General features: G+C 66.9%; 19 protein-coding genes. 18 read left to right on the top strand and 1 reads right to left on the bottom strand.

Annotated elements, in window-relative coordinates:
• Positions 1–78 precede the first annotated feature (78 nt).
• From KY501_RS41455 to KY501_RS41370, 18 genes are all read left to right on the top strand, one after another.
• Positions 79–1500, top strand: coding sequence for a sigma-54-dependent transcriptional regulator (locus tag KY501_RS41455; protein WP_224369496.1), 1422 nt, complete (start codon positions 79–81; stop codon positions 1498–1500).
• A 202-nt stretch (positions 1501–1702) separates the two neighbouring features.
• Positions 1703–2626: a type II secretion system protein GspC gene (gene gspC / locus KY501_RS41450; protein ID WP_224369494.1), complete on the top strand. Its 924-nt coding sequence runs from the start codon at positions 1703–1705 to the stop codon at positions 2624–2626.
• Positions 2627–2647: 21 nt separating this feature from the next.
• Positions 2648–5260, top strand: a complete 2613-nt coding sequence (gspD, locus tag KY501_RS41445; RefSeq protein WP_224369492.1) for a type II secretion system secretin GspD — start codon at positions 2648–2650, stop codon at positions 5258–5260.
• Entirely contained in the window at positions 5257–7074 is a 1818-nt protein-coding gene (gspE, locus tag KY501_RS41440; RefSeq protein ID WP_224369490.1) for a type II secretion system ATPase GspE, read from the top strand. The genes gspD and gspE overlap by 4 nt, the downstream gene beginning before the upstream one ends.
• A 38-nt stretch (positions 7075–7112) precedes the next feature.
• On the top strand, positions 7113–8369 hold the full coding sequence (gene gspF, locus KY501_RS41435) for a type II secretion system inner membrane protein GspF (RefSeq protein WP_224369488.1): 1257 nt from the start codon (positions 7113–7115) through the stop codon (positions 8367–8369).
• 13 nt (positions 8370–8382) lie between these two features.
• Positions 8383–8535 (top strand): hypothetical protein, encoded by a 153-nt coding sequence (locus tag KY501_RS41430; protein ID WP_224369486.1) that lies wholly within the window; start codon positions 8383–8385, stop codon positions 8533–8535.
• A gap of 61 nt (positions 8536–8596) precedes the next feature.
• Positions 8597–9022 (top strand): type II secretion system major pseudopilin GspG, encoded by a 426-nt coding sequence (gene gspG / locus KY501_RS41425; protein ID WP_224369484.1) that lies wholly within the window; start codon positions 8597–8599, stop codon positions 9020–9022.
• A 33-nt stretch (positions 9023–9055) separates the two neighbouring features.
• The gene (locus KY501_RS41420; RefSeq protein WP_224369482.1) at positions 9056–9487 is read left to right on the top strand and encodes a type II secretion system protein GspG; all 432 of its coding nucleotides are present in this window, start codon (positions 9056–9058) and stop codon (positions 9485–9487) included.
• On the top strand, positions 9484–10203 hold the full coding sequence (locus tag KY501_RS41415) for a prepilin-type N-terminal cleavage/methylation domain-containing protein (RefSeq protein ID WP_224369480.1): 720 nt from the start codon (positions 9484–9486) through the stop codon (positions 10201–10203). Before KY501_RS41420 ends, KY501_RS41415 begins: the two co-directional genes overlap by 4 nt.
• Positions 10200–11093 carry a prepilin-type N-terminal cleavage/methylation domain-containing protein gene (locus KY501_RS41410; protein ID WP_224369478.1) on the top strand — a complete coding sequence of 298 codons (894 nt, stop codon included), beginning with the start codon at positions 10200–10202 and terminating at the stop codon, positions 11091–11093. Before KY501_RS41415 ends, KY501_RS41410 begins: the two co-directional genes overlap by 4 nt.
• On the top strand, positions 11090–11761 hold the full coding sequence (locus KY501_RS41405) for a type II secretion system protein GspJ (RefSeq protein ID WP_224369476.1): 672 nt from the start codon (positions 11090–11092) through the stop codon (positions 11759–11761). Before KY501_RS41410 ends, KY501_RS41405 begins: the two co-directional genes overlap by 4 nt.
• Complete coding sequence (locus KY501_RS41400) at positions 11761–13128, top strand: type II secretion system minor pseudopilin (RefSeq protein WP_224369474.1); 1368 nt, start codon at positions 11761–11763, stop codon at positions 13126–13128. The genes KY501_RS41405 and KY501_RS41400 overlap by 1 nt, the downstream gene beginning before the upstream one ends.
• A 1-nt stretch (position 13129) precedes the next feature.
• A complete protein-coding gene (gene pilM / locus KY501_RS41395) occupies positions 13130–14728 on the top strand; it encodes a pilus assembly protein PilM (RefSeq protein ID WP_224369472.1) in 1599 nt (532 codons plus the stop codon).
• Between the two features lie 2 nt (positions 14729–14730).
• Positions 14731–15321, top strand: coding sequence for a type II secretion system protein M (locus KY501_RS41390; protein WP_224369470.1), 591 nt, complete (start codon positions 14731–14733; stop codon positions 15319–15321).
• A gap of 4 nt (positions 15322–15325) precedes the next feature.
• Complete coding sequence (gene gspN / locus KY501_RS41385) at positions 15326–16336, top strand: type II secretion system protein GspN (RefSeq protein WP_224369467.1); 1011 nt, start codon at positions 15326–15328, stop codon at positions 16334–16336.
• Positions 16337–16423: 87 nt separating this feature from the next.
• Positions 16424–17458, top strand: coding sequence for an alpha/beta hydrolase (locus KY501_RS41380; RefSeq protein ID WP_224369465.1), 1035 nt, complete (start codon positions 16424–16426; stop codon positions 17456–17458).
• Positions 17459–17583: 125 nt separating this feature from the next.
• On the top strand, positions 17584–19227 hold the full coding sequence (locus tag KY501_RS41375; protein WP_224369464.1) for a sigma 54-interacting transcriptional regulator: 1644 nt from the start codon (positions 17584–17586) through the stop codon (positions 19225–19227).
• A gap of 105 nt (positions 19228–19332) precedes the next feature.
• Entirely contained in the window at positions 19333–19842 is a 510-nt protein-coding gene (locus KY501_RS41370) for an RNA polymerase sigma factor (RefSeq protein WP_224369456.1), read from the top strand.
• A 9-nt stretch (positions 19843–19851) separates the two neighbouring features.
• Here KY501_RS41370 and KY501_RS41365 read toward each other — a convergent pair whose 3' ends face one another.
• A complete protein-coding gene (locus KY501_RS41365; RefSeq protein WP_224369454.1) occupies positions 19852–20769 on the bottom strand; it encodes an ADP-ribosylglycohydrolase family protein in 918 nt (305 codons plus the stop codon).
• Positions 20770–20804 lie beyond the last annotated feature (35 nt).

Raw genomic sequence — 20804 nt, 5'->3', positions numbered from 1 at the left:
TCCTCCGAGCAGTGCCGTGAAACATGATACCTTGCCGGAATGCCACTTGCAGGGCCGTGGTATTGAGGGCCTGCTCCCATGACCACCACCACGGTTCTGGTCGTCGATGACGACCGCGCCAACCTCGACTCCGTCGCCCGCATCTTCCAGCGAGAAGGGCTCGCCACGCTCTCCGCCTCCAACGGCACCGAAGCCCTGGACTTGCTGCGCAAGCCCGAGGTCAGCGTCATGGTGACGGATCTGATGATGCCCGGCATGGACGGCCAGGAGCTGCTCAAGGCCGCGCGCACCATCCGCCCGGACGTGGAGGTGGTGCTGATGACGGCCTACGCCACGGTGGAGACGGCCGTGGCAGCCATGAAGGACGGCGCCTACGACTTCATCACCAAGCCCCTCAAGCGCCACGCCCTGGTGAAGGCCGTGCAGAAGGCGCTGGAGAAGCAGGCCCTCGTCGCCGAGAACAAGTCCCTCAAGGCGAAGCTGGCCGAGATCGGCGCCTCGGGCGGCAAGGCCATGGTGGGCCAGTCCCCCGCCTTCCGGGCAATGATGGACACCCTGCGCCAGGCCGCGCCCTCCACCGCCACCGTGCTCCTCATGGGAGAGTCCGGCACTGGCAAGGAGCTGGCCGCCCGCGCGCTCCATGAGCACTCCACCCGCGCCAAGGGCCCCTTCATCGCCGTCAACTGCGCCGCCCTCCCCGAGAGCATCCTCGAGGCCGAGCTCTTCGGTGTGGAGCGCGGTGCCTACACCGGTGCCGTGGCCCGCCGCGAGGGCCGCTTCGAGCGCGCCCACGGCGGCACCCTCTTCCTGGATGAAGTCGGAGAGATGCCTCTGTCGGCCCAGGTGAAGCTGCTGCGCGTGCTCCAGGAGGGAGAGATCGAACGACTGGGCGGCACGCAGACGGTGAAGGTGGACGTGCGCCTGGTGGCCGCCACCAACAAGGATCTCCAGAAGGAGGTGGCCGAGGGCCGCTTCCGCGAGGATCTCTATTACCGCCTCAACGTGGTGGAGATCCGCGTGCCCGCGCTCGCCTCGCGGCGCGAGGACATCCCCCTGCTGGCGGACGCCTTCCTGCGCCGCTTCGCCGCCAAGAACAGCAAGTCGCTGCGCGGCTTCTCCGAGGAGGCCCTGCGCATCCTCGAGAACTACGCCTGGCCGGGCAACGTGCGGGAGCTCGAGCACGCCGTCGAGCGCGCCGTCGTCCTCGCGCGGGGCGAGGTGCTGGAGGCCAGCGATCTGCCTGAGAGCGTGCGCAAGGGGCCGCTGGGCTCAGCCGGCCAGCTCGTCATCCCCATTGGTACGCCCATGGAGGAGATCGAGCGCCGGGTCATCCACGAAACCCTGCGCCACACCAAGGGCGACAAGACGCTGGCCGCCCGCCTGCTGGGCATCGCCGCGCGCACCATCTACCGCAAGCTGGAGCGCGAGGCCTCGGGCGCCCCCTCCGAGCGTGAACCCGAGGGCCCCGAGGACCGGGAAGGCCCCTCATCGGACGAATGACGCGGCGAATGACAGCCCGTCACACCCTCCCCCGCCCGGTTTTGACAAATTGTCCGCCGCGTCGGAGCCCCATGGCAGCCTCTCCCCGGTGTAGGTCCTACCCGGAATAATTTCGCGCACTTGGCCGTAGGCCTCGGGTTGTACGCTGCCCCTCGGGTGGCACTTCGCTTGCTCAATCCCGCTTCGTATCCCTGGACGCACGATGGAACTCCTCTTCCGCAAATACTTCTGGGCCGTGAACCTCGTGTTCATCCTGCTCGTCGCCTGGCTGGTGATGCGCACGGTGAACCTGCGAGTGGAGACGCTCGTGGCCCCGGGGCCGTCTCTGGCCGTGGCGCCCCGCTCCCCTCAACACGCCCAGGAGGCGGAGAAGCTCGCCTCCCTGGAGCTGGAGAGCCTGTCGCGGCTCACGGGCATCAAGATCCCCGAGCCCGAGCCCGTGGTGCAGGAGCCCTCCTCTCCAGCGCCCGTGGACGACAACGCTGATCCGGTGAAGAGCGGCCTGCGGGTGAAGCTGCTCGGCACGCTGGTCTCCGTGGACAAGTACTGGTCCTTCGCCTCCGTGCAGGACATGGTCTCCCAGCGCTCGCAGACGTACATGGTGGGTGACCGCATCCAGAACGCGGAGATCATCGACATCCAGCGCGAGCGGGTCATCATCATCAACAATGGCCGCAAGGAGTTCATCGACGGCCAGCCGGGAGACGGCAGCGCGCCCGCGCCCACCTTCACGCCGCCGCCCGCGGTCGCCGCGGCCACCCCTCCGCCCAACAACGGCCTGGGCACCGGCATCCGCGCCACCAGCGAGAACGAGTACGAGGTGCCGCGCGGAGAGATCGACAAGACGCTGGCCAACCTCAACGAGGTGGCCATGCAGGCGCGCATCGTCCCCGCCTTCAAGGACGGACAGGCCCAGGGCTTCAAGCTCTTCTCCATCCGCCCGGACTCCATCTATTCGAAGATTGGCGTCCAGAACGGCGACGTCATCCGCCGCATCAACGGCTTCGACCTGAACAGCCCCGAGAAGGCGCTCGAGGTCTACTCGAAGCTGAAGGAATCCTCTCGCATCGAGATCGAGATCGAGCGCAACGGCGCGCCGATCCGCAAGACGTACAACGTCCGTTAACCCCGCAGTGCAAGCCCTTCCATGAAGACGCTCTCGCCCTGGTCGCTCCTGCTGTGCCTGGCGCTGGCCACCTCGCCCGCCTACGCTCAGCGCCGCCCCGTTGGCCCTCCCGCTGGAGCTCCCGCTCCGGGCGGTGATCGGCAGATCACCCCGCAGCCCTCCAGCAACGTCGCCGCCTCCGGCGAAGGCGCCCCGAAGGGCGAGGGCCGCAACACGCCCACCTGTGAGGAGGCCCGGCGCCGCGCGCGCTACGGCATCTACTTCGACAAGGTGGACATCGAGAAGCTGGTGCAGACCGTCTCGGACGCCACCTGCAAGACGTTCATCCTCCCGGAGAACGTCCGCGGGAAGATCTCCATCATCGGTCCGGAGAACGGGCGGGTGGAGGTGGACGCGGACCAGTTCTACGCCGCCTTCCTCGCGGCGTTAGACGCCAACGGGTTGTCCGTCTACCCGCACGGGCGCTTCCTGAAGATCGTTGACAAGCGCTCGGCGAAGCAGAACCCCATCCCGACCATCGTGGACGGCAACGAGCAGTACACGATGAACGAGCAGATGGTGACCAAGCTCTTCAAGATCAAGTACGTGGAGGTGGAGCCGCTGCGCGGTGTGCTCCAGCAGCTGGTGTCCAAGGACGGCGACACCATCCCGTACCCGCCGGACACGGTTATCGTGAACGACGTGGGCTCCAACATGCACCGCCTGGAGCGCATCATCGATCAGTTGGACACGCGGGCCTCGAGCGATGAGCTGCGCGTCATCCAGGTGCAGTTCGCCACCGCGCAGGAGGTGGCCACCACGGTGCAGAAGCTCTTCGAGGCCAAGGCGTCGCGCCCCGGCCAGCGCACGGGTGGCTTCGTGCCCAGCGTTTCCCCCGGCGCGCCCCCTCCCGGCGAGCCCGTGGGTCCTGGTGTCTCGGGCCAGGAGAGCGGTGGCGCGGTGACGCTGTCGCAGATCATCCCGGACGAGCGCACCAACAAGCTCATCATCGTGGCCAGCCCGGCCGCCTTCGATCGCATCCAGCAGATCGTCCGCGAGGTGGACGTGCCCACGGAGGCGGGAGGCCGCATCAACGTCTACCCTTTGGAGAACGCTGACGCCGAGGAGTTGGCGAGCACGCTGCAGACGCTGGCGCAGGGCACCGCCAACCGCCCGCGCACGCCGCAGCCGCAGCCGCCCGCGGGCATCGCGCGCAACCAGCCGGTGGCCGCCGAGCTGTTCTCCGGCGAGGTGAAGATCTCCGCGGACAAGTCCACCAACGCGCTGGTGATCGTCGCCAGCCAGTCGGACTTCAAGAACATCGTCCGCGTCATCGAGCAGTTGGACATTCCCCGTCGCCAGGTCTTCGTCGAGGCCGTCATCATGGAGGTCAACCTGGACCGGAACTCCGAGTTCGGGATCAACTTCCACAGCGGCTACAAGCTGAACACGGATCAGGGCGCGGTACCGGGCCTGTTCGGCACCAAGTACACCTCGCAGGGCCTGCCGCCCTCCTTCTCGCTGGCGAACCTGGCCAGCTTCGGCGGCTTCCTGGCCGGCCTGCAGGGCCCCGTCATCCCCGAGCTGCAGAAGCTGGGCATCGACATCCCCGCCTTCGGCGTGGTGCTGCACGCGCTGCAGCAGAGCTCGGACGTGAACGTGCTCTCCACGCCGCACATCCTCACCAGCGACAACGAGGAGGCGGAGATCACCGTGGGCCAGAACGTGCCGTTCCAGGCCGGCTTCTCCCCCAGCTCGCTGGGCGGGGGCCTGGGCACCACCGGCACCACCGGTACCACCGCCAACTCCCTGCTGGGCAGCCTCGGCGGCCTGGGCTCGCTCTTCGCCCCCATCTCCCGCCAGAACGTGGAGCTCAAGCTCACCGTCAAGCCGCAGATCAACGAGAGCGACTACATCCGCCTCGTCATCACCGAGCAGACGGAGGAGATCGCCTCCAGCGATCCAGTGCTCGGCCCCACCACCTCCAAGCGCAGCGCGAAGACGACGGTGGTGGCCAAGGATCAGGAGACGGTCGTCATCGGCGGCATCATGCAGGACCGCACCATCGAGTCCGTCGCCAAGGTGCCGGTGCTGGGAGACGTGCCCCTCCTCGGCCACCTGTTCCGCCAGACGACGTACAAGAAGACGAAGACGAACCTGCTGCTGTTCCTGACGCCCTACATCATCAAGGACCAGACGGACTTCCGCACCATCTTCGAGCGCAAGATGCGCGAGCGGCAGCAGTTCGTGGAGGAGTTCTACGGGCAGGTGCCGGGCTACGACGTGGCGGTGGACTTCAGCCGCAAGCCGGGCCCGCTGTCGCGGATGAACCAGGCCATGCTGCGCGAGCAGCAGCGAGTGGAGAACGGCGGCCCGGGCATGCCCGGCGAGCGCGTCATCAAGCCCGCTGGCCAGGGCACCACCCAGCCACCCTCCTCCTCGCCGGCGCCCCAGTCGCCCGCTCCCGCGCCGGTCGAGCAGGCTCCGCAGACCATGCCGCCCTCGGGAAATACACCCGGAGTGGACACGGGGCCGGACGTCCGGGAAGTCCCGCAGCCTCCCCAGGGTTCGGAGGGATCAGTGCCCCCGCCGGACTCCCCTGAGAGGCTGCGAACCCAGCCTGACACCGCTGGCGAGGGGATGAGAGCCCCATGAACGTGATCACCGACGCCACCAACGCCAACGCCGCCCAGCCCTCCGAGGCTCCGCCGCGCAACGACGCCACCCATGTCGTCTCGCACGGCCCGGCCTTCCTGTCCGGCCGTCCCCTCGGGGAGATCCTCCGCGCCACCGCGGGGCTCACCGAGGAGAAGCTGCAAGAGGGGCTCGCCGCTCAAGCGGAGAAGGGCGGCAGGTTGGGCGAGGTGCTCGTCGGGCTGAAGATCGTGTCCGAGGAGGACGTGGCCAAGGCGCTCGGGCTGCAGTTGGATCTGCCCTACCTCCAGCGCATCTTCGTGGAGGAGGTGGACCCGGAGCTCGTCAAGAAGGTCCCCATCAACTTCGCCAAGCAGGCGAAGATCATCCCCCTGTCCCTGCAGAAGGACGACTCCATCGCCATCGCCGTGGCTGATCCGCTGGACACCGCGGCCATGGACCACGCGCGCATGCTGCTGGGCGCGCCGCTGGACACGCGCATCGCCTTGGCCTCCACCATCGTGGACGCCATCAACAGCGTGTACGACAGGTCCATCAACGAGGCCGAGCAGCTCGTGGACGAGATGGAGGCCACGGATCTGGACTCGCTGGCGCACGAGCTGGAGGAGCCCAAGGATCTGTTGGACACGGATGACGAAGCGCCCGTCATCCGGCTGGTGAACTCGGTGCTCTTCCGCGCCGCCAAGGAGCGCGCGAGCGATATCCACATCGAGCCCATGGAGCGCGAGCTCATGGTGCGCTTCCGCGTGGACGGCGTGCTCCAGGAGGTCATCAAGCCTCCCAAGCGCTACCAGAACTCCATCGTCAGCCGCGTCAAGGTGATGGGGCACCTGAACATCGCCGAGAAGCGTCTGCCTCAGGACGGCCGCATCCGCATCAAGCTGGCCGGCCGTGACATCGACATCCGTCTGTCCACCATCCCGACGTCCTATGGCGAGCGCATCGTCATGCGTCTGTTGGACAAGAACGCCACGCTGCTGGACTTGTCGGAGATCGGCATGGCCCAGCACACGCTGGCGGGGATGGAGGCCGTCATCAAGCGCTCGCACGGCATCATCCTCGTCACCGGCCCCACGGGCTCCGGAAAGACGACGACGCTGTACGGCGGCCTGTCGAAGATCAACACGCCGGACCTGAACATCCTCACCGTCGAGGATCCGGTGGAGTACCAGCTCAAGGGCATTGGCCAGATGGCCATCAACCCGAAGATCGGGTTGACGTTCGCCCAGGGGCTGCGCGCCTTCCTCCGCCAGGACCCGGACGTCATCATGGTCGGCGAAATCCGCGACAAGGAGACGGCGGAGATCGCCATCCAGGCTTCCCTCACGGGCCACCTGGTGCTCTCCACGGTGCACACCAACGACGCGGCCGGCGCCGTCACCCGTCTGGTGGACATGGGCGTGGAGCCCTTCCTCGTGGCCTCGTCACTCACGGCCATCCTGGCGCAGCGCCTCGTTCGCCGTGTGTGCCCGGACTGCCGCGTGCAGTACTCGCCCACGGATGACGAGATGAAGGAGCTGACCCACACGCGCGCCACCTTCAAGCAGCGCTACGGCACGGACAGGATCTACAAGGCCGCGGGCTGCCCCAACTGCAACCGCACCGGCTACCGCGGCCGTACGGGCATCTACGAGCTGTTGATGGTGGACGACGACGTGCGCCAGTTGGTGCTGAAGAACGTGGACGCGTCCACCATCAAGAAGGCCGCGCTCGGCAAGGGCATGCTCACCCTGCTGGAGGATGGCGCGCGCAAGGTGGCCCTGGGAGAGACGACCATCGCCGAAGTCCTCAGCATCACTCAGGAGGACATCTAACCACCGCCCCTCGAATGAGGGGCTGGGGGTGAGTCACCATGCCGGTCTTCGAATACAGAGGTCTCAACAACGCGGGCAAGACCGTGAAGGGTCTGCTCGAGGCGGAATCGCCCAAGACGCTGCGGGCACAGCTGCGCAAGGACGGCATCTTCCTCACGGACGTGCTGGGTCAGGCCGAGGGCAGCCGGGGCGCGGTGCGAAAGGGGGCGGGCGCCGCAGTCGCCGCTCGCGACATCGACATCCGCAAGCTGGCGGGCGGCCGCATCAACACGGACGACATCGCCATCACCACGCGCCAGTTGGCCACGCTGCTGGGCGCGGGCGTCACCCTGGTGGAGTCGCTCACCGCCCTGGTGGACCAGGTGGAGAAGGAGCGCCTCAAGCGCGTGCTGTCGGATGTGAAGCAGCGGGTGAACGAGGGTTCGTCGCTGGCGGACGCTCTGGGCCAGCACCAGAAGATCTTCGGCTCGCTGTACGTGAACATGGTGCGAGCGGGCGAGGCCTCGGGAGCGCTGGACGCGGTGCTGCTGCGGCTGGCGGACTTCACCGAGAGCCAGGCCCGGCTGCGACAGAAGATCATCGGCACCATGCTCTACCCCGCCATCATGGTCCTGGTGGGCGGTGGCATCCTCGTGCTGCTCATGGTGGTGGTGGTGCCCAAGGTGACGAAGATCTTCGACACCATGAAGGCCACCCTGCCCCTGCCCACGCGGATCCTCATCGCGACGAGCAACCTGCTGCAGAACTGGTGGTTCATCATCTTCCCCAGTCTGATCCTCTTCTTCGTCCTGACAGCGCGCTACTTCCGCAGCCCCGCTGGCAAGCCCAAGTGGGATCGGTTCGCGCTCAAGGCGCCCGTGTTCGGCAGCCTGGTGCGGCTGCTGGCCATCTCCCGCTTCGCGCGCACGCTGGCCACGCTGCTCAAGAGCGGCGTGCCCCTGCTGGCCGCCATGGACATCGTCAAGGCCATCATCACCAACTCCGTGCTGTCCGACGTGGTGGAGAAGGCGCGCGACTCCATCCGCGAGGGAGAGAGCATCGCCAACCCGCTCAAGCGCTCGGGCGAGTTTCCTCCGCTCGTGTACCACATGGTGTCCATCGGTGAGCGCTCGGGTCAGCTGGAAGACATGCTCATCTCCGTGGCGGACAGCTACGAGACGCAGGTGAACGTGCGCATCGGCGCCCTCACCTCGCTGATGGAGCCCATCCTCATCGTGTTCATGGGCGCGGTGATTGCATTCGTAGCCTTCTCGATCCTGCTGCCAATCCTGCAGGTGAACTCGGTCATCCACTGACGGAGGGATGGGAATGAACGACACGCTCGACCGGTGGGTTCAACGCGTCACCCTGGCTGCCATGGTGACACTGGCCGCGGCCCTGCTGGCCGTGGGAGTGGCGCTCTACGCTTCGGACTCCGAGGCTCACGCGCCGGCCGCGAACGCCATGCAGGGCGTGCCCTGACAGAAACGACTCCGGCGAGGCCCTGGGGCCTGCCAGAAAGTCATTCGAGGAAGACAGACCTATGAAGAACGCTGAGAGCCAGAAGACGAAGAAGCAGCAGCGCCGCCGCAACCGCGGCATGACCCTGATCGAGATCATGGTGGTGATCACCATCCTCGGGCTCATCGCCGCGGCGGTGGGCGTGGCCGTCATCCCGAAGCTCGAGGAGGCCAAGCGGGACACCGCGCGCCTGGACATCGGCAACATCCAGAACGCTCTGAAGCTCTACTACGCCAAGCAGGGCAAGTACCCGGACACGGGCAGCGGCCTGAAGGCGCTGGTGGACACGCAGAACCTGGAGCGCATCCCCGTGGATCCCTGGGGCAACGAGTACGTCTACCTGCTCGAGAGCGGCAAGCCCGTCATCACCTCGTACGGCGCGGACGGCACCGCGGGCGGCCAGGGCAGCGACGCGGACGTCTCCTCCAAGGACACGGGGAAGAAGTAGGCGCCCGCTCCGGGAACACGAGGATCTGAAACCATGATGGCCGACCACGCTTCCTCTCAGAGCCCCGAACTGGCGGCGCGTCCCTCCCGGACGGGGAGGATCGCGGTCGTCATCGTGTGCGTGCTCGCCACGGCGATGGCCTTCGGGCTGGCGTACATCACCACGGACTTCAGCCTGCCTCCGAAGCAGCGCCTGGCGATGGAGCAGATCCGCCGCCTGGAGGGCTTCTTCAAGGTCTACCACCGCACCATGGGGCGCTTCCCCGCGGAGGAAGAGGGCTTCAAGCCCCTCATCGACGGGCAGGTGATTCCATCCGTTCCCCAGGACCCGTGGGGCCGGCCGTACGTGTACCTGTTCAACAACCAGAAGACGGGCGTCGTCTCGTACGGCGCGGATGGCGTGCCCGGGGGTGAGGGCGAGAACGCGGACATCAGCAGCGGTGGACTCGTGAGGAACCGGCAATGACGAACCTGGCATTCAGGCGTTCGCGCCGGGCCCAGCGAGGCCTGACGCTCATCGAGATCTCCGTCGCGCTGATGATCGCGGCGGTGCTCTTCGCCGCGGTGGTGGCCGGAGTGGGCGCCATCACCGGCACCAAGGCCAAGGCGACGGCGAGTGAGTTGGCCGGCATCATCCGCTCGCTCTACGACACGGCGGCGCTCTCCGGGAAGACGTGCCGGCTGGTGTTCGAGCTGCCGCCTCCGAAGAGCGAGGAGCCCGCGCGCTACCACGCCGAGTGCGCCGAGGGCGCCGTCACCACCGCGAGGGATCGCGAGGGCGCGATCAAGGACGAGAACCGCACGAGGGAGGATGAGGCGCGGCACGGCAAGGACGAGCGGCGCAACTTCACCCGCGACAACAGCGGCGGCGCGCCCAACCTGCAGGACCTGACGGAGCAGGAGCAGCACCGCGTGGAGCAGGCCGCGCGCTTCTCCAGCTACACGGGCGAGGAGATCTCGGATCACGAGATGCCGGGCAACGTCTCCGTCTCCGTGTGGACGCGGCAGCAGAAGACGGCGGTGGATCAGGGCATCGCGTATCTCTACTTCTTCCCCCAGGGCTACACGGAGAAGGCACAGGTGTACGTGCGCCAGGGGGACAACGTGTGGACGCTCACCATCGCCCCGCTCACCGGCAAGGTGACGATCGTCGGTGAGGAGCTGGAGGTGCCTCGCTCATGAGACGCACGAACCGAGGCTTCACCCTGCTGGAGACGGTCGTCGCGCTCGCCATCCTGGCGCTGGCGCTGATGGCGATCTTCGACTTGAACTCCGGCGCGGTCGCCAACCACGTCTACACCAAGCACCTCACGGTGGCTTCGCTGCTGGCCCGCTCGAAGATGACGGACCTGGAGCAGAAGCTCTACGACGACGGCTTCTCCACGGATGACGACGAGGAGTCCGGCGACTTCTCCGACGAGGGTTGGCCCAACTTCAAGTGGAAGGCGAAGATCATCGCGCCCAAGACGGACGGCGTGTCGCCGGACCAGCTCATCGGTGCCATCTTCAACCTGCCCATCGGCGACACGGGCGGAGACATGGGCGGTCTGTCCGCCCTCTTCGGCGGCGGCGGTGGGGACAGCAAGAGCGGCAGCGGCGGCCCGACGACGGCGGCGGCCGGGGGCATGGGCGGCATGGCGGCCATGGCGCAGCCCATGTTCAAGCAGATGATCGATCAGCTCACCCAGTCGGTCCGCGAGGTCCACCTCACCGTCACCTGGAAGGAAGGCAAGCAGGTGGAGAGCATGGACATCGTCACGCACGTCGTCTCCCTGGGGCCTGGCTCGGATCGCAACGGAGGCGCGGCGGCGGCGGCGGCAGCGGCCACGGGCCAGCAGCCCCAAGACACCGCCAATCAGTGGGTGAACCCGACCACGGGCATGATGGTGCCCAACCCCATCCAGGGCCCCAACGGCCAGATGCTGGATCCGACGACGCGCCAGCCGCTCGTGAACCGCGCGCAGTGGCTGAACCAGATGAACAACCCGGGCGGCCAGGGCACTGGCAACGGCTTCATTCCTCCGGGGGGTGGCGGCGGCATCTTCAATCCGCGTGGAAAGGTCAGCCAATGAAGCGCGCGAGCCGAGGCTTCACGTTGATGGAGGTCATGGTCGCCGTGGCCATCACCGCCCTCATGGGGACGATGGTGGCCATGGCCTTCAATACAGGCTTCCGCGCCAAGGAAGTCGTGGAGGGCGAGGCCGAGCACTACCGCATGGTGCGCGTGGCGATGAACCGCATGGCGCGCGAGATCGGCTCGGCCTTCGTGAGCGACCGGTACGATCCCAAGCGCTACCGGGATCAGAACGAGCGGCCCACCAACTTCATTGGCGAGCGGGATCAACTGACGTTCACCACGTTCGCGCACCAGCGTCTGTACACGGACTCGAAGGAGTCCGACCAGGCAGTGGTGGAGTACTTCGTGGAGACGTCCACGGAGAAAGGCGCGCGGGGCCGCCAGGATCTGAAGCGGCGGGTGAACCCGAACATCGGCGAGCGGATGGACCGCGGCGGCACCACGGACGTGCTCTTCGAGGGCGTGAAGAAGCTGGAGTTCGAGTACTGGGACTCCGAGCGCAAGCAGTGGGATGACGAGTGGGACACGCGCCGCACGGAGCGCAAGTCCTTCCTGCCCACGCGGGTGCGCATCACTGTCGTAGCGCTGGACGAGAATGGGAAGGAAGCGCGTTACACCACCCAGGCCCGTATCATGCTGAACACGGAGCTGCCGAGGTTCTGATGCGTAAGTTCTTCTCACAGACTGCGCGGCGCCGCTCCGCCCGCCCGCTCTCCACCGCCCAGCGGGATCGCCGGGCGCGAGGCGTGGCGCTCATCATCGCGGTGGTGTCCATCACCCTGCTCACCGTGGTGGCGACCGAGTTCGCCTACAACACGCGAGTGGACCTGCAGTTGGCGGCCAACCAGCGGGACGAGGTGCGGGCGTATTACATGGCGCGCTCGGGCGTGGCGCTGGGCCGCCTGCTGATGCGCTTCCAGAAGCAGGTGGACAGCACGCCCATCCCCAACCTGAGCGGCCTGCTCCAGCAGTTCATGGGCGGCGGGGCGACCCAGGGTGGCCAGCAGCAGCAGGCCGCCCAGTCGCTCAACATCCAGCTGTGGAAGCTGGCGCGCGTGGACTGCTACATGCTCAAGGGGTTGGTGAAGAGCGACACAGGCGCCAACGGCTCAGAGAAGGAAGCGCCGCCTGCCCAGGACGAGAAGTTCCAGATGAACGACGGCGAGGAGGGCCCTTCCGAAGTGGGTGAGCAACCGCTGAAGCGCTCGTTCGGAGGATTCGAGGGCTGCTTCCTGTCCACCATCACGGACGAGGAGGAGAAGCTCAACATCCACCGCCTGTCCTCGCTGGCCACGGACGCGCTGCCCACCGCGTCGCGCCTGATGGACATGTTCGGGGACAAGCGCTTCGAGTTCATCTTCAACCGGGACGACGCCAACCGCGTCCGCGTCACGCCACAGGACGTGGTGATCGCGCTCAAGGACTGGGTGGACGAGGACGAGGTGCAGTCCGCCATCAACCTGAAGGATCCCGTCAACCCGTTCGTCGGGGGCTTCGCGTCCGAGAACAGCAACTACGATCGCTTCGACCCGCGCTACCAGGCGAAGAACGCGCGCTTCGACAGCCTGGACGAGCTGTACCGGGTGCACGGCGTGACGGACATGTTCATGGCGGCCTTCCGGGATCGGCTCACGGTGTACCCGGACGTGAACTCGCGGCCCAACGTGAACACGGACGATCCGATGATGATGTACATGGCCATCCTCTCCGTGGCGGACCCGGCGCATCCGGACCCACGGCTGCAGGACCTGGTGTTCATCAACGAGCTGATCACCCGCATCCGCTCGGCGCGCATGTTCAGCTTCTTCGGAATGTCCGTGCAGGACTTCGTCAGCGTGGTGGAGGCCGCGGGCATCGCCGTCAACCCGAGCATCAAGGCCAACGCGGCCAGCAACCGGCTGGTGGGCGACAAGAGCCAGACATTCACCATCAAGGCCGTGGGCGAGGCCGGCAGCGTGCAGAAGACGCTGACCGCCGTGATCAAGCTCGACGACTCGCTCGGTCGCATCCTGTATTGGAGAGAGGAATAACATGGCCCGCATTCTTGGCCTCGACCTGGGCAGCTACTCCGTCAAGGGAGTCCTGTTCGAGTCGAACATCCGCAGCCACACCACCAAGGTCTACGCCGAGGTGCGCCGCGCCGAGGGTGAGCGCACGGAGACGCTGCGCGCCGCGGTGAAGGAGCTGCTTACCCAGCACCCACTGGCGGCCGATCAGGTCATCGTCGCCCTGCCCGGGCCAGCGCTGATGACGCACGCCTTCACCATGCCCTTCGTGGATCCGCGGCGGATCGAGGCGGCGCTGCCCTTCGAGGTGGAGAGCCAGCTGCCCTTTGATCTGTCCGACGCCGTCTACGACTACCAGGTGGTGAGCCAGAAGGAGAAGGTGAGCAGCGACCTGCTGGTGGGCGTGGTGCGCAAGGAGGAGCTGACCTGGCTGATGGGGCTGCTCACCGAGCTGGAGCTGGATCCGCGCGTCATCACCCACCCGGGCGTGACGTACCAGAACCTCTTCCTCCAAACGCCCTCGGTGTTCGACGACCTCATCGAGGCCGAGGCGGTGGCGGTGGTGGACATCGGCCACGAGCGCACCACGGTGGCCATTGGCCGTCCGGGTCTGGGCGTGGAGTTCGCCCGCACCTTCGCCGGTGGAGGCAAGGACCTGAGCCGGGCGCTGTCCGCCGAATTCCAGACGCCGCTGGCCGAGGCCCACCAGTGGAAGGAGACGTACGGGGCGATGGCAAGCGTGGCCGCCGCCCAGGGGCCGGACTCGGAGCGCGCCGCCGCGGCCTTCGTGCGCGGCCTGCAGCCAGTGCTGCGCGAGTTGCGCCCCACGTTCAAGGCCTTCACCGCCCGCACCCGCAGGCAGGTGGGCGCCGTGATGCTGTGTGGAGGCACGTCCCGGCTGAAGGGGATCGCCGAGCAGCTCGAGCGGGATCTGCACCTGAAGACGCGGGTGCTGGTGCTCCCCAACGAGGCGAGCTCGGCGGTGCCCGTGGAGGCGCAGCCCTCGGCGGCCCAGGCGTACTCGCTGGCACTGCGCGGACAGGCCTCGGGCTCCAAGGCGCCGCGCTTCAACCTGCGCCGGGGCGAGTTCGGCTTCAAGGGCGACTTCGACGAGTACATGAAGGACCGGGTGTGGATGCTCGCCGCCTTCGCCATCAGCTTCCTGCTGATGCTCATCGCCAGCGGCGTGGTGCGCAACTCCCTGCTCGCTCGCCGGGAGGCCCAGGTGGATGCCGAGCTGTGCACCACGACCAAGCGCATCCTCGGCAACTGCGAGACGAACTACGATCGCGCCCTCAATATGTTGAAGGGCGTGGAGAGCCCGGCCGCCGCGCTGCCGAAGCTGAGCGCGGTCAACCTGTTGGCGGAGGTGACGCAGCGGGTGCCGGCCGAGCTGCCCGTGAAGCTGGATCGCATCCAGATCGATCTGCAGCGCATCGTGCTCCAGGGAGAGACGAACAGCTCCAAGGAGATCGACACCTTGACGACGGCGCTCAAGGGGCACCGCTGCTTCAAGGAAGTGAGCCCGGGCAAGGTGGAGAAGACGCGGGATGGTTCCAAGGTGAGCTTCCGTCTGGACATCCAGGTGCAGTGCCCTGAGCAGCAGACGGGAGAGGAGAGCTAGAGATGGCCATCGCCAACCCTTTCCGGATTCAGCGCTTCCTCAACGACACGGTGCGGCCGCGCTTCGATGCGCTGAGCGCCCGCGAGAAGCGGCTGGTCATCGCGACCGCCGTGGCCGTGTTCGTCTTCGCCATCTTCATCACGCTGTACTCGTTCTCCAACAGCGAGGACCGGCACCGGAACCGGACCCAGGAGAAGCTGGCGAGCCTGCAGCAGGTGAACCAGTTGGCCGCCAGCTACAACGAGGCCACCGCGGCGCGGAACGCCGTGGAGCAGCAGTTGTCCACCAATGACGTGCGGCTGCTGAGCTACATCTCGGACAAGGCCACCGCGGCCGGCTTGGACGCGCCCAACATGACGCCCAAGGGAGACATGGGCATCGGCGATGGGAAGATCGTCGAGAGCAGCATGGAGCTGACCTTCACGGATGTGGATCTGCGCAAGCTCACCGACTTCCTGCGTTCCGTGGAGAGCGGACCGGGGATCGTCAAGGTGAAGTACCTGCGCATCGAGCCGCGACCGGCCTCCGATTCCCTGACGGCGTGGGCCACCGTCGCCACCTACAAGTTGAAGCAGCCGCAGCAGCAGCCTTGAAGCCATGGCCACTCAGAGAAAAACCGCCCTTTGGAAGGTTGTCGTCGGTTACGTCGCGTTCTCTGTGTTCGCGCTCGTGCTGTGCTTCTTCCTCACGTTCCCATACGGAGCCCTGCGCGCTCGCATCACCTCCGAGATGCTGAAGGCGGGCTACGTGGTGCGCATCGACACGCTGCGGCCCGGCTTCGTCGGGCTGACGGCCAAGAACGTGCGCATCAGCCAGCCCCCCGAGCCGCTCAGCCAGGAGACGACGGCAGCGCTGCTGTCCACGGATCCGGCCGCGTCGCGCATGCTGGCGCCGGCGGAGTTGGGAGAGTCGTTCGTCATCGACACCCTGTTCATCCGCCCTACCCTCTTCCCGCTGGGAGTGGCCTTCCAGGCCGACGTGCTGGGAGGACAGATCTCCGGCAACGCCTCGTCTCGCGGGGACAAGGTCAGCATGAAGCTGAGCAAGCTGGATCCCTCGCAGAGCAACCTGAAGGGCTTCACGGGGCTGGATCTGGAGGGCTCGCTGAGCGGGTCGCTGAACCTCACCCTGCCGACGCCGCCGGGCGCCAATGGGAAGGCCGGTGAGCCGGATCTGTCCCAGGCGGACGGAGAGCTGCTGCTGGATGGGCAGAACCTGCTGCTCAAGGGGAGCGTGGAGGGCGTGGGCGTGTCGAGCAAGGGCAGCCCCGTGGCCCTGTTGTTCCCCGGTGGCCTGCCGCAGATTCCCGTGGGCGAGCTGACGGCGCAGATCCGCTTCGAGAAGGGACAGGGCACGGTGGATGCGCTGAAGCTGGGCAGCGATCAGCTGGAGATCCGCGGCACCGGCACGGTGAAGCTGGCCAAGCGCATCCAGTACAGCGAGCCGGCCATGGACGTGAAGATTCGCGTCGAGCCCGAGTTGGTGAAGGCGCTCGGCACGGCCGGCCTGGGCCTGTCCATCCTCCCGCCGGACAAGGAGGATCCGAAGTTCCGCTCGGGTCGGCTGAGCGGCTCGCTCGGGAAGCTCTCCTTCCAGCCGAAGCGCTGAAATGGTTTTGCCGGATTTCCGGCTCCTTTCTTTCCAGAAGCGTTGCGTCACGCGCGCGGTTATGTGGGCCAGACATGAGGAGTTCTCGTGTCTGAATCGATCATCCGGATCCACTACGACGCAGGCTGGGGCCGCCGCATCACCGTGCGCGGCAGCACGTCACCGCTGACCTGGAGCACCGGGCAGGACGCCCAGGGAGTGCAGGAGCACGTCTGGACCTACGTCTGGCGGAAGTCCGCGCGCAGGCTGGAGTTCAAACCGCTCTTGGATGACCACGGCTGGTCCGTGGGAGGCAACTACCGGTTCCAGGAGGGCTCCACGGTGGATGTCTTCCCGTTCTTCGGGCCACCGGTAGGCACGCTGCGGAAGGAGCACGACTTCTACTCGCCCCAGTTGGACAACCGGCGCACGCTCGTCATCTCCCTGCCGCCAAGCTACGAGGAGAACCGGCAGAAGCGCTACCCGGTGCTCTACATGCACGACGGGCAGAACGCCTTCGAGGACTCCGCCTCGTTCGCCGGAGTGTCCTGGGGCGCGGACCGGACGAGCCACTCGCTCGTGACTCAAGGGCTGATGGACGAGGTCATCATCGTCGGCGTGTACAACGTGGGCCCGAGCCGGCTCTTCGAGTACACGCCGGGCCATCCCAACGGTCGGACGGGAGGCGCGGACCTCTACGGGCGCTTCCTGGTCGAGACCGTGAAGCCATGGGTGGACAGCCACTTCCGGACGTTGCCGGGCCGAGAGGATACGGCGCTGATGGGCTCGTCGCTGGGAGGGCTCGTCTCGTTCTACCTGGGGATGCGCTACCCGGGCGTGTTCTCGAAGGTGGCCTGCCTCTCGAGCTCGTTCATGTGGAATGGGATGGATCTGGTCCGCCAGATGGAGGCGGCTCCGGAGAAGGTCCCAGTGAAGTTCTATATCGATGCGGGCACGAATCGGGATCCGCTCACGCCGACGAAGCACATGAGGGATGTGCTGAAGGCGCGGGGCTACGAGCAGGGCAAGGATCTCTACTACTACGAGGACAAGGGAGGCCGGCACCATGAGGCCTCGTGGGCAGCGCGGGTGCACATCCCCCTGCGCTACCTGTTCCCCTGGCAGTCCACGGGCGGCAGGTAATTCGCTTCCAACTCCACCCTACCCGTTCCGGCGGATGGTTTTCTTCCGACCTATTGAGTTGAGAAGTTGATAGAGCCTCGCTCTGTCGTGTAAAGCCGCCTCACGTCCCACAGCAGGAGGCCGGCATGCCGGAGTTGGTGTTCTTTCGACGTGGCGAGGAAGTGCTCAGGTTCGCGGTAGACAAGGAGCGCGTCGTCCTGGGACGTGGGGAGCGGAGCGACGTCGTCATCCCCGATCCCGAGGTCAGCCGGCAGCAGGCAGCACTCCTCTATGACGGAAAGACGTGCCACCTCGAGGATCTCTCCGGCAAGGGCACGTACGTCGCCGGCAAGCAGGTGAAGCGTACCGAGCTGCCGGACGGAGCGGACATCACCCTGGGCCAGTGGCGCGCGGTGTTCCGCGAGCGCAACAGCACCGACCGCGAGGGCCCCACCGGCGTGGGCAGGCGCACGGATGTGCAGGCCAAGGATCTCCAGGACTCGGAGTCCCAGCCAGCACAGGTGCGCATCAAGCAGGGCACCACCGAGTTGATCCACGAGATCACCACCGACAGCTTCACCATCGGCAAGGATCCGGCCAACGGCCTCGTCGTCCAGGATCGCTTCATCTCCAACCGGCACCTCAAGGTGACGCGCAAGGACGGCTTCTTCCACGTGGTGGATCTGAACTCCACCAACGGCACGTTCCTGGGCAGCGTGCGCATCTTCGAGGTGGAACTCCCGCTCAACTCCACCCTGCGCGTCGGCGAGACGGAGCTCATCCTCGAGTCGGTGCCCCAGGGCGCGCAGGACTCGTCCTTCCACGGCCTCATTGGCAACGATGCGTCCGTGCGGAACCTCGTCGAACTCATCGAGCGGGTGGCGCCCTCCTCCGCGGCGGTGACCATCCTCGGCGAGTCCGGCACCGGCAAGGAGTTGGTCGCCAAGGCGCTGCACGTCTGCTCCACCCGAGCCGATCAGTCCTTCATCCCCGTCAACTGCGCCGCCATCTCCAAGGAGCTCATCGAGAGCGAGCTGTTCGGCCACGAGAAGGGCGCCTTCACGGGAGCCAACGCCTCGCGCAAGGGTGCCTTCGAGGAGGCCAACGGCGGAACCCTCTTCCTGGACGAGATCGGTGAGCTGTCGCTGGACCTGCAGGCCAAGCTGCTGCGCGCCCTGGAGAGCGGGGAGATCAAACGCGTGGGAGCCAGCCGTCCCTCCCATGTGGACGTGCGCGTCATCGCCGCGACGAACCGGGACCTGCTCACCCACGTGCGCGAGGGCAAGTTCCGTGAGGATCTGTACTACCGGCTCTGCGTCATTCCCCTGGTCCTCCCGCCCCTGCGCAACCGGATGGGAGACCTGTCCCTGCTGGCCGATCACTTCGTGCGCGCCTACGCCCCTCGAGGCCAGGTGGTGAAGCTCACCCAGGCTGCCGAGGACAAGCTCAAGGAGCACCCCTGGCCGGGCAACATCCGCGAGCTGCGCAACGTGGTCCATCGTGCCCTGCTGCTGCGCAAGGGCCCGAAGATCGACGCGCCCGACATCTCCTTCGACGACGAGTACAGCCAGGGGCTCGTCAATTCCACCAACCTCTCCATCGACTTCCCCGCCAACACCGATCTCGAGCGGATGATGGAGATGGTGCAGCGCCAGATCGTCGTGAACACCCTGCGCCGCCACCACAACAACAAGGAAAAGGTGGCCAAGGAACTCGGGCTGGCACGATCCACGCTCTTCAAGCGTCTCAGGGAGTGGGGCCTGACGAAGAGCGACGAGGAGATGGAGTAGGCGCCTCACCGACATCACGCAGTGCGGCAACGAAAATAGATCCTCTGAGCCCTTCGAGCGTTTCAGGCCTTGAGCCCCTTATGCGGGGGCCAGAGGAGGCATGTCATGGTCGCCGGTGTCGCCGGGCTACCCCCTATCTCGCAGCTCTACCGTGAACATCGCACACGGGCATTGGCCATCGCACGACGCATCGTCGGAGACGCGGATGATGCGGAGGATGTGGTGCAGGACGTGTTCACGCGGCTGGCTCGGAAGCCCGAGGGCTTCAACGGGCGAGCGGCGTGGACGACGTGGCTGCACCGGGTGATGGTGAACAGCAGCATCAACTGGCTCCGGGCGCGCAAGCGCCGCGAGCGGCTGAGCCACGAGCCGCAGGAGCCCGCCTCGCCCGAGACGCAAGCCGTGGGCGAGGAGATGCACCGGCACTTCAGCGCCGCGCTGCACGAGGTAAGCGAGCTGCAGCGCCAGGTGCTGTGGCTGCGTGAGGTGCGCGGCTTCAGCTACCCGGAAATCGCCCAGGTGCTGCGCATCCCCGAGGGCACGGTGAAGAGCTCGCTGCACCGCGGGCGCGTGCGTGCGCTGGAGGTGATGGAGGAGCGCGGCCAGCGCCCCTGAGGTGAGGGCTCAGGCCTTCCGCTGGAGGCGCTCACGAGCCTCCAGCCAGGCCGCGGGGATGGAGTCTCGCCCCGCGCTCAGCGCGACGATGCCTCCCACGATGGCGCACGTGGTGTCGCGATCTCCCAGGCCGGAGACCGTGGACCAGAGCGCCTCCTCGTACTGGCCCAGGTGGCGGGCCGCGCACCACACGGCGAAGGGAACCGTGTCCTCGGAGATGACTCGCGAGCCGCTGCCCAGCTCCTTCGCCGCCGATACGGGCGAGGACTCCAGTGGCAGGGCTCGCGCGCGCTCCAGCCCTCGGCGAGTGGCTCCGGGCGGCGTGTGGTCCAGCACCACCTCGAAGAGCTGATCCGGGGCGGAGCGCTGCTCCTGCCACTGACAGGCCCACGCAGCCGCCACGGCAATGGCGATGGCCCCCGCCTGACCGTCCGGGTTGAAGTGCGTCACCTCCGCGGAGGCCCGGGCCTCGACCACCACCCTGCCCAGATCGTCCGCGAACCAGGCGCCCAGCGGAGCCACGCGCATGGCTCCTCCATTGCCCTTGGAGCCGGTGCCATCGAAGACCTGCGAGGAGACCCTGCGCCACGGCGCCCCCTCGTGGATCTCCCGAAGGATCTCCTGGGCCGTCCCGCCGTACCCCCGATAGGGGTTCAGCCGGTAGCGGGCCGCGAACACCTGCGCCAGTGCGTCCTGATCGATGCGCCCGTGCTCCTCCAGCACTTGGAGGATGCCGAGCGCCATCTCCGTGTCATCCGTGTAGCCCCAGGGCGCACGGGGCACCGTGCGCTCCCGGATCACCGACTGGACGACACCCGGAGGCAGGAAGAAGCGCTCGCCGAAGGCATCTCCCACGGAGAGTCCATCCAGCGAGAGCAGGGCGCGCTCCAGGCGCGTGGCGGTGTCGGCGGGCTTCGAGGTGGTCATTCCCCATTCTTGGACCACCTCGCCCAAAGTGTCAA

The sequence above is a fragment of the Hyalangium versicolor genome (assembly GCF_020103695.1).
GTDB lineage: Bacteria > Myxococcota > Myxococcia > Myxococcales > Myxococcaceae > Hyalangium > Hyalangium versicolor.
The sequence above is the reverse complement of the archived record's forward strand: the minus strand, read 5'-3'. Positions and strand labels throughout refer to the sequence as shown.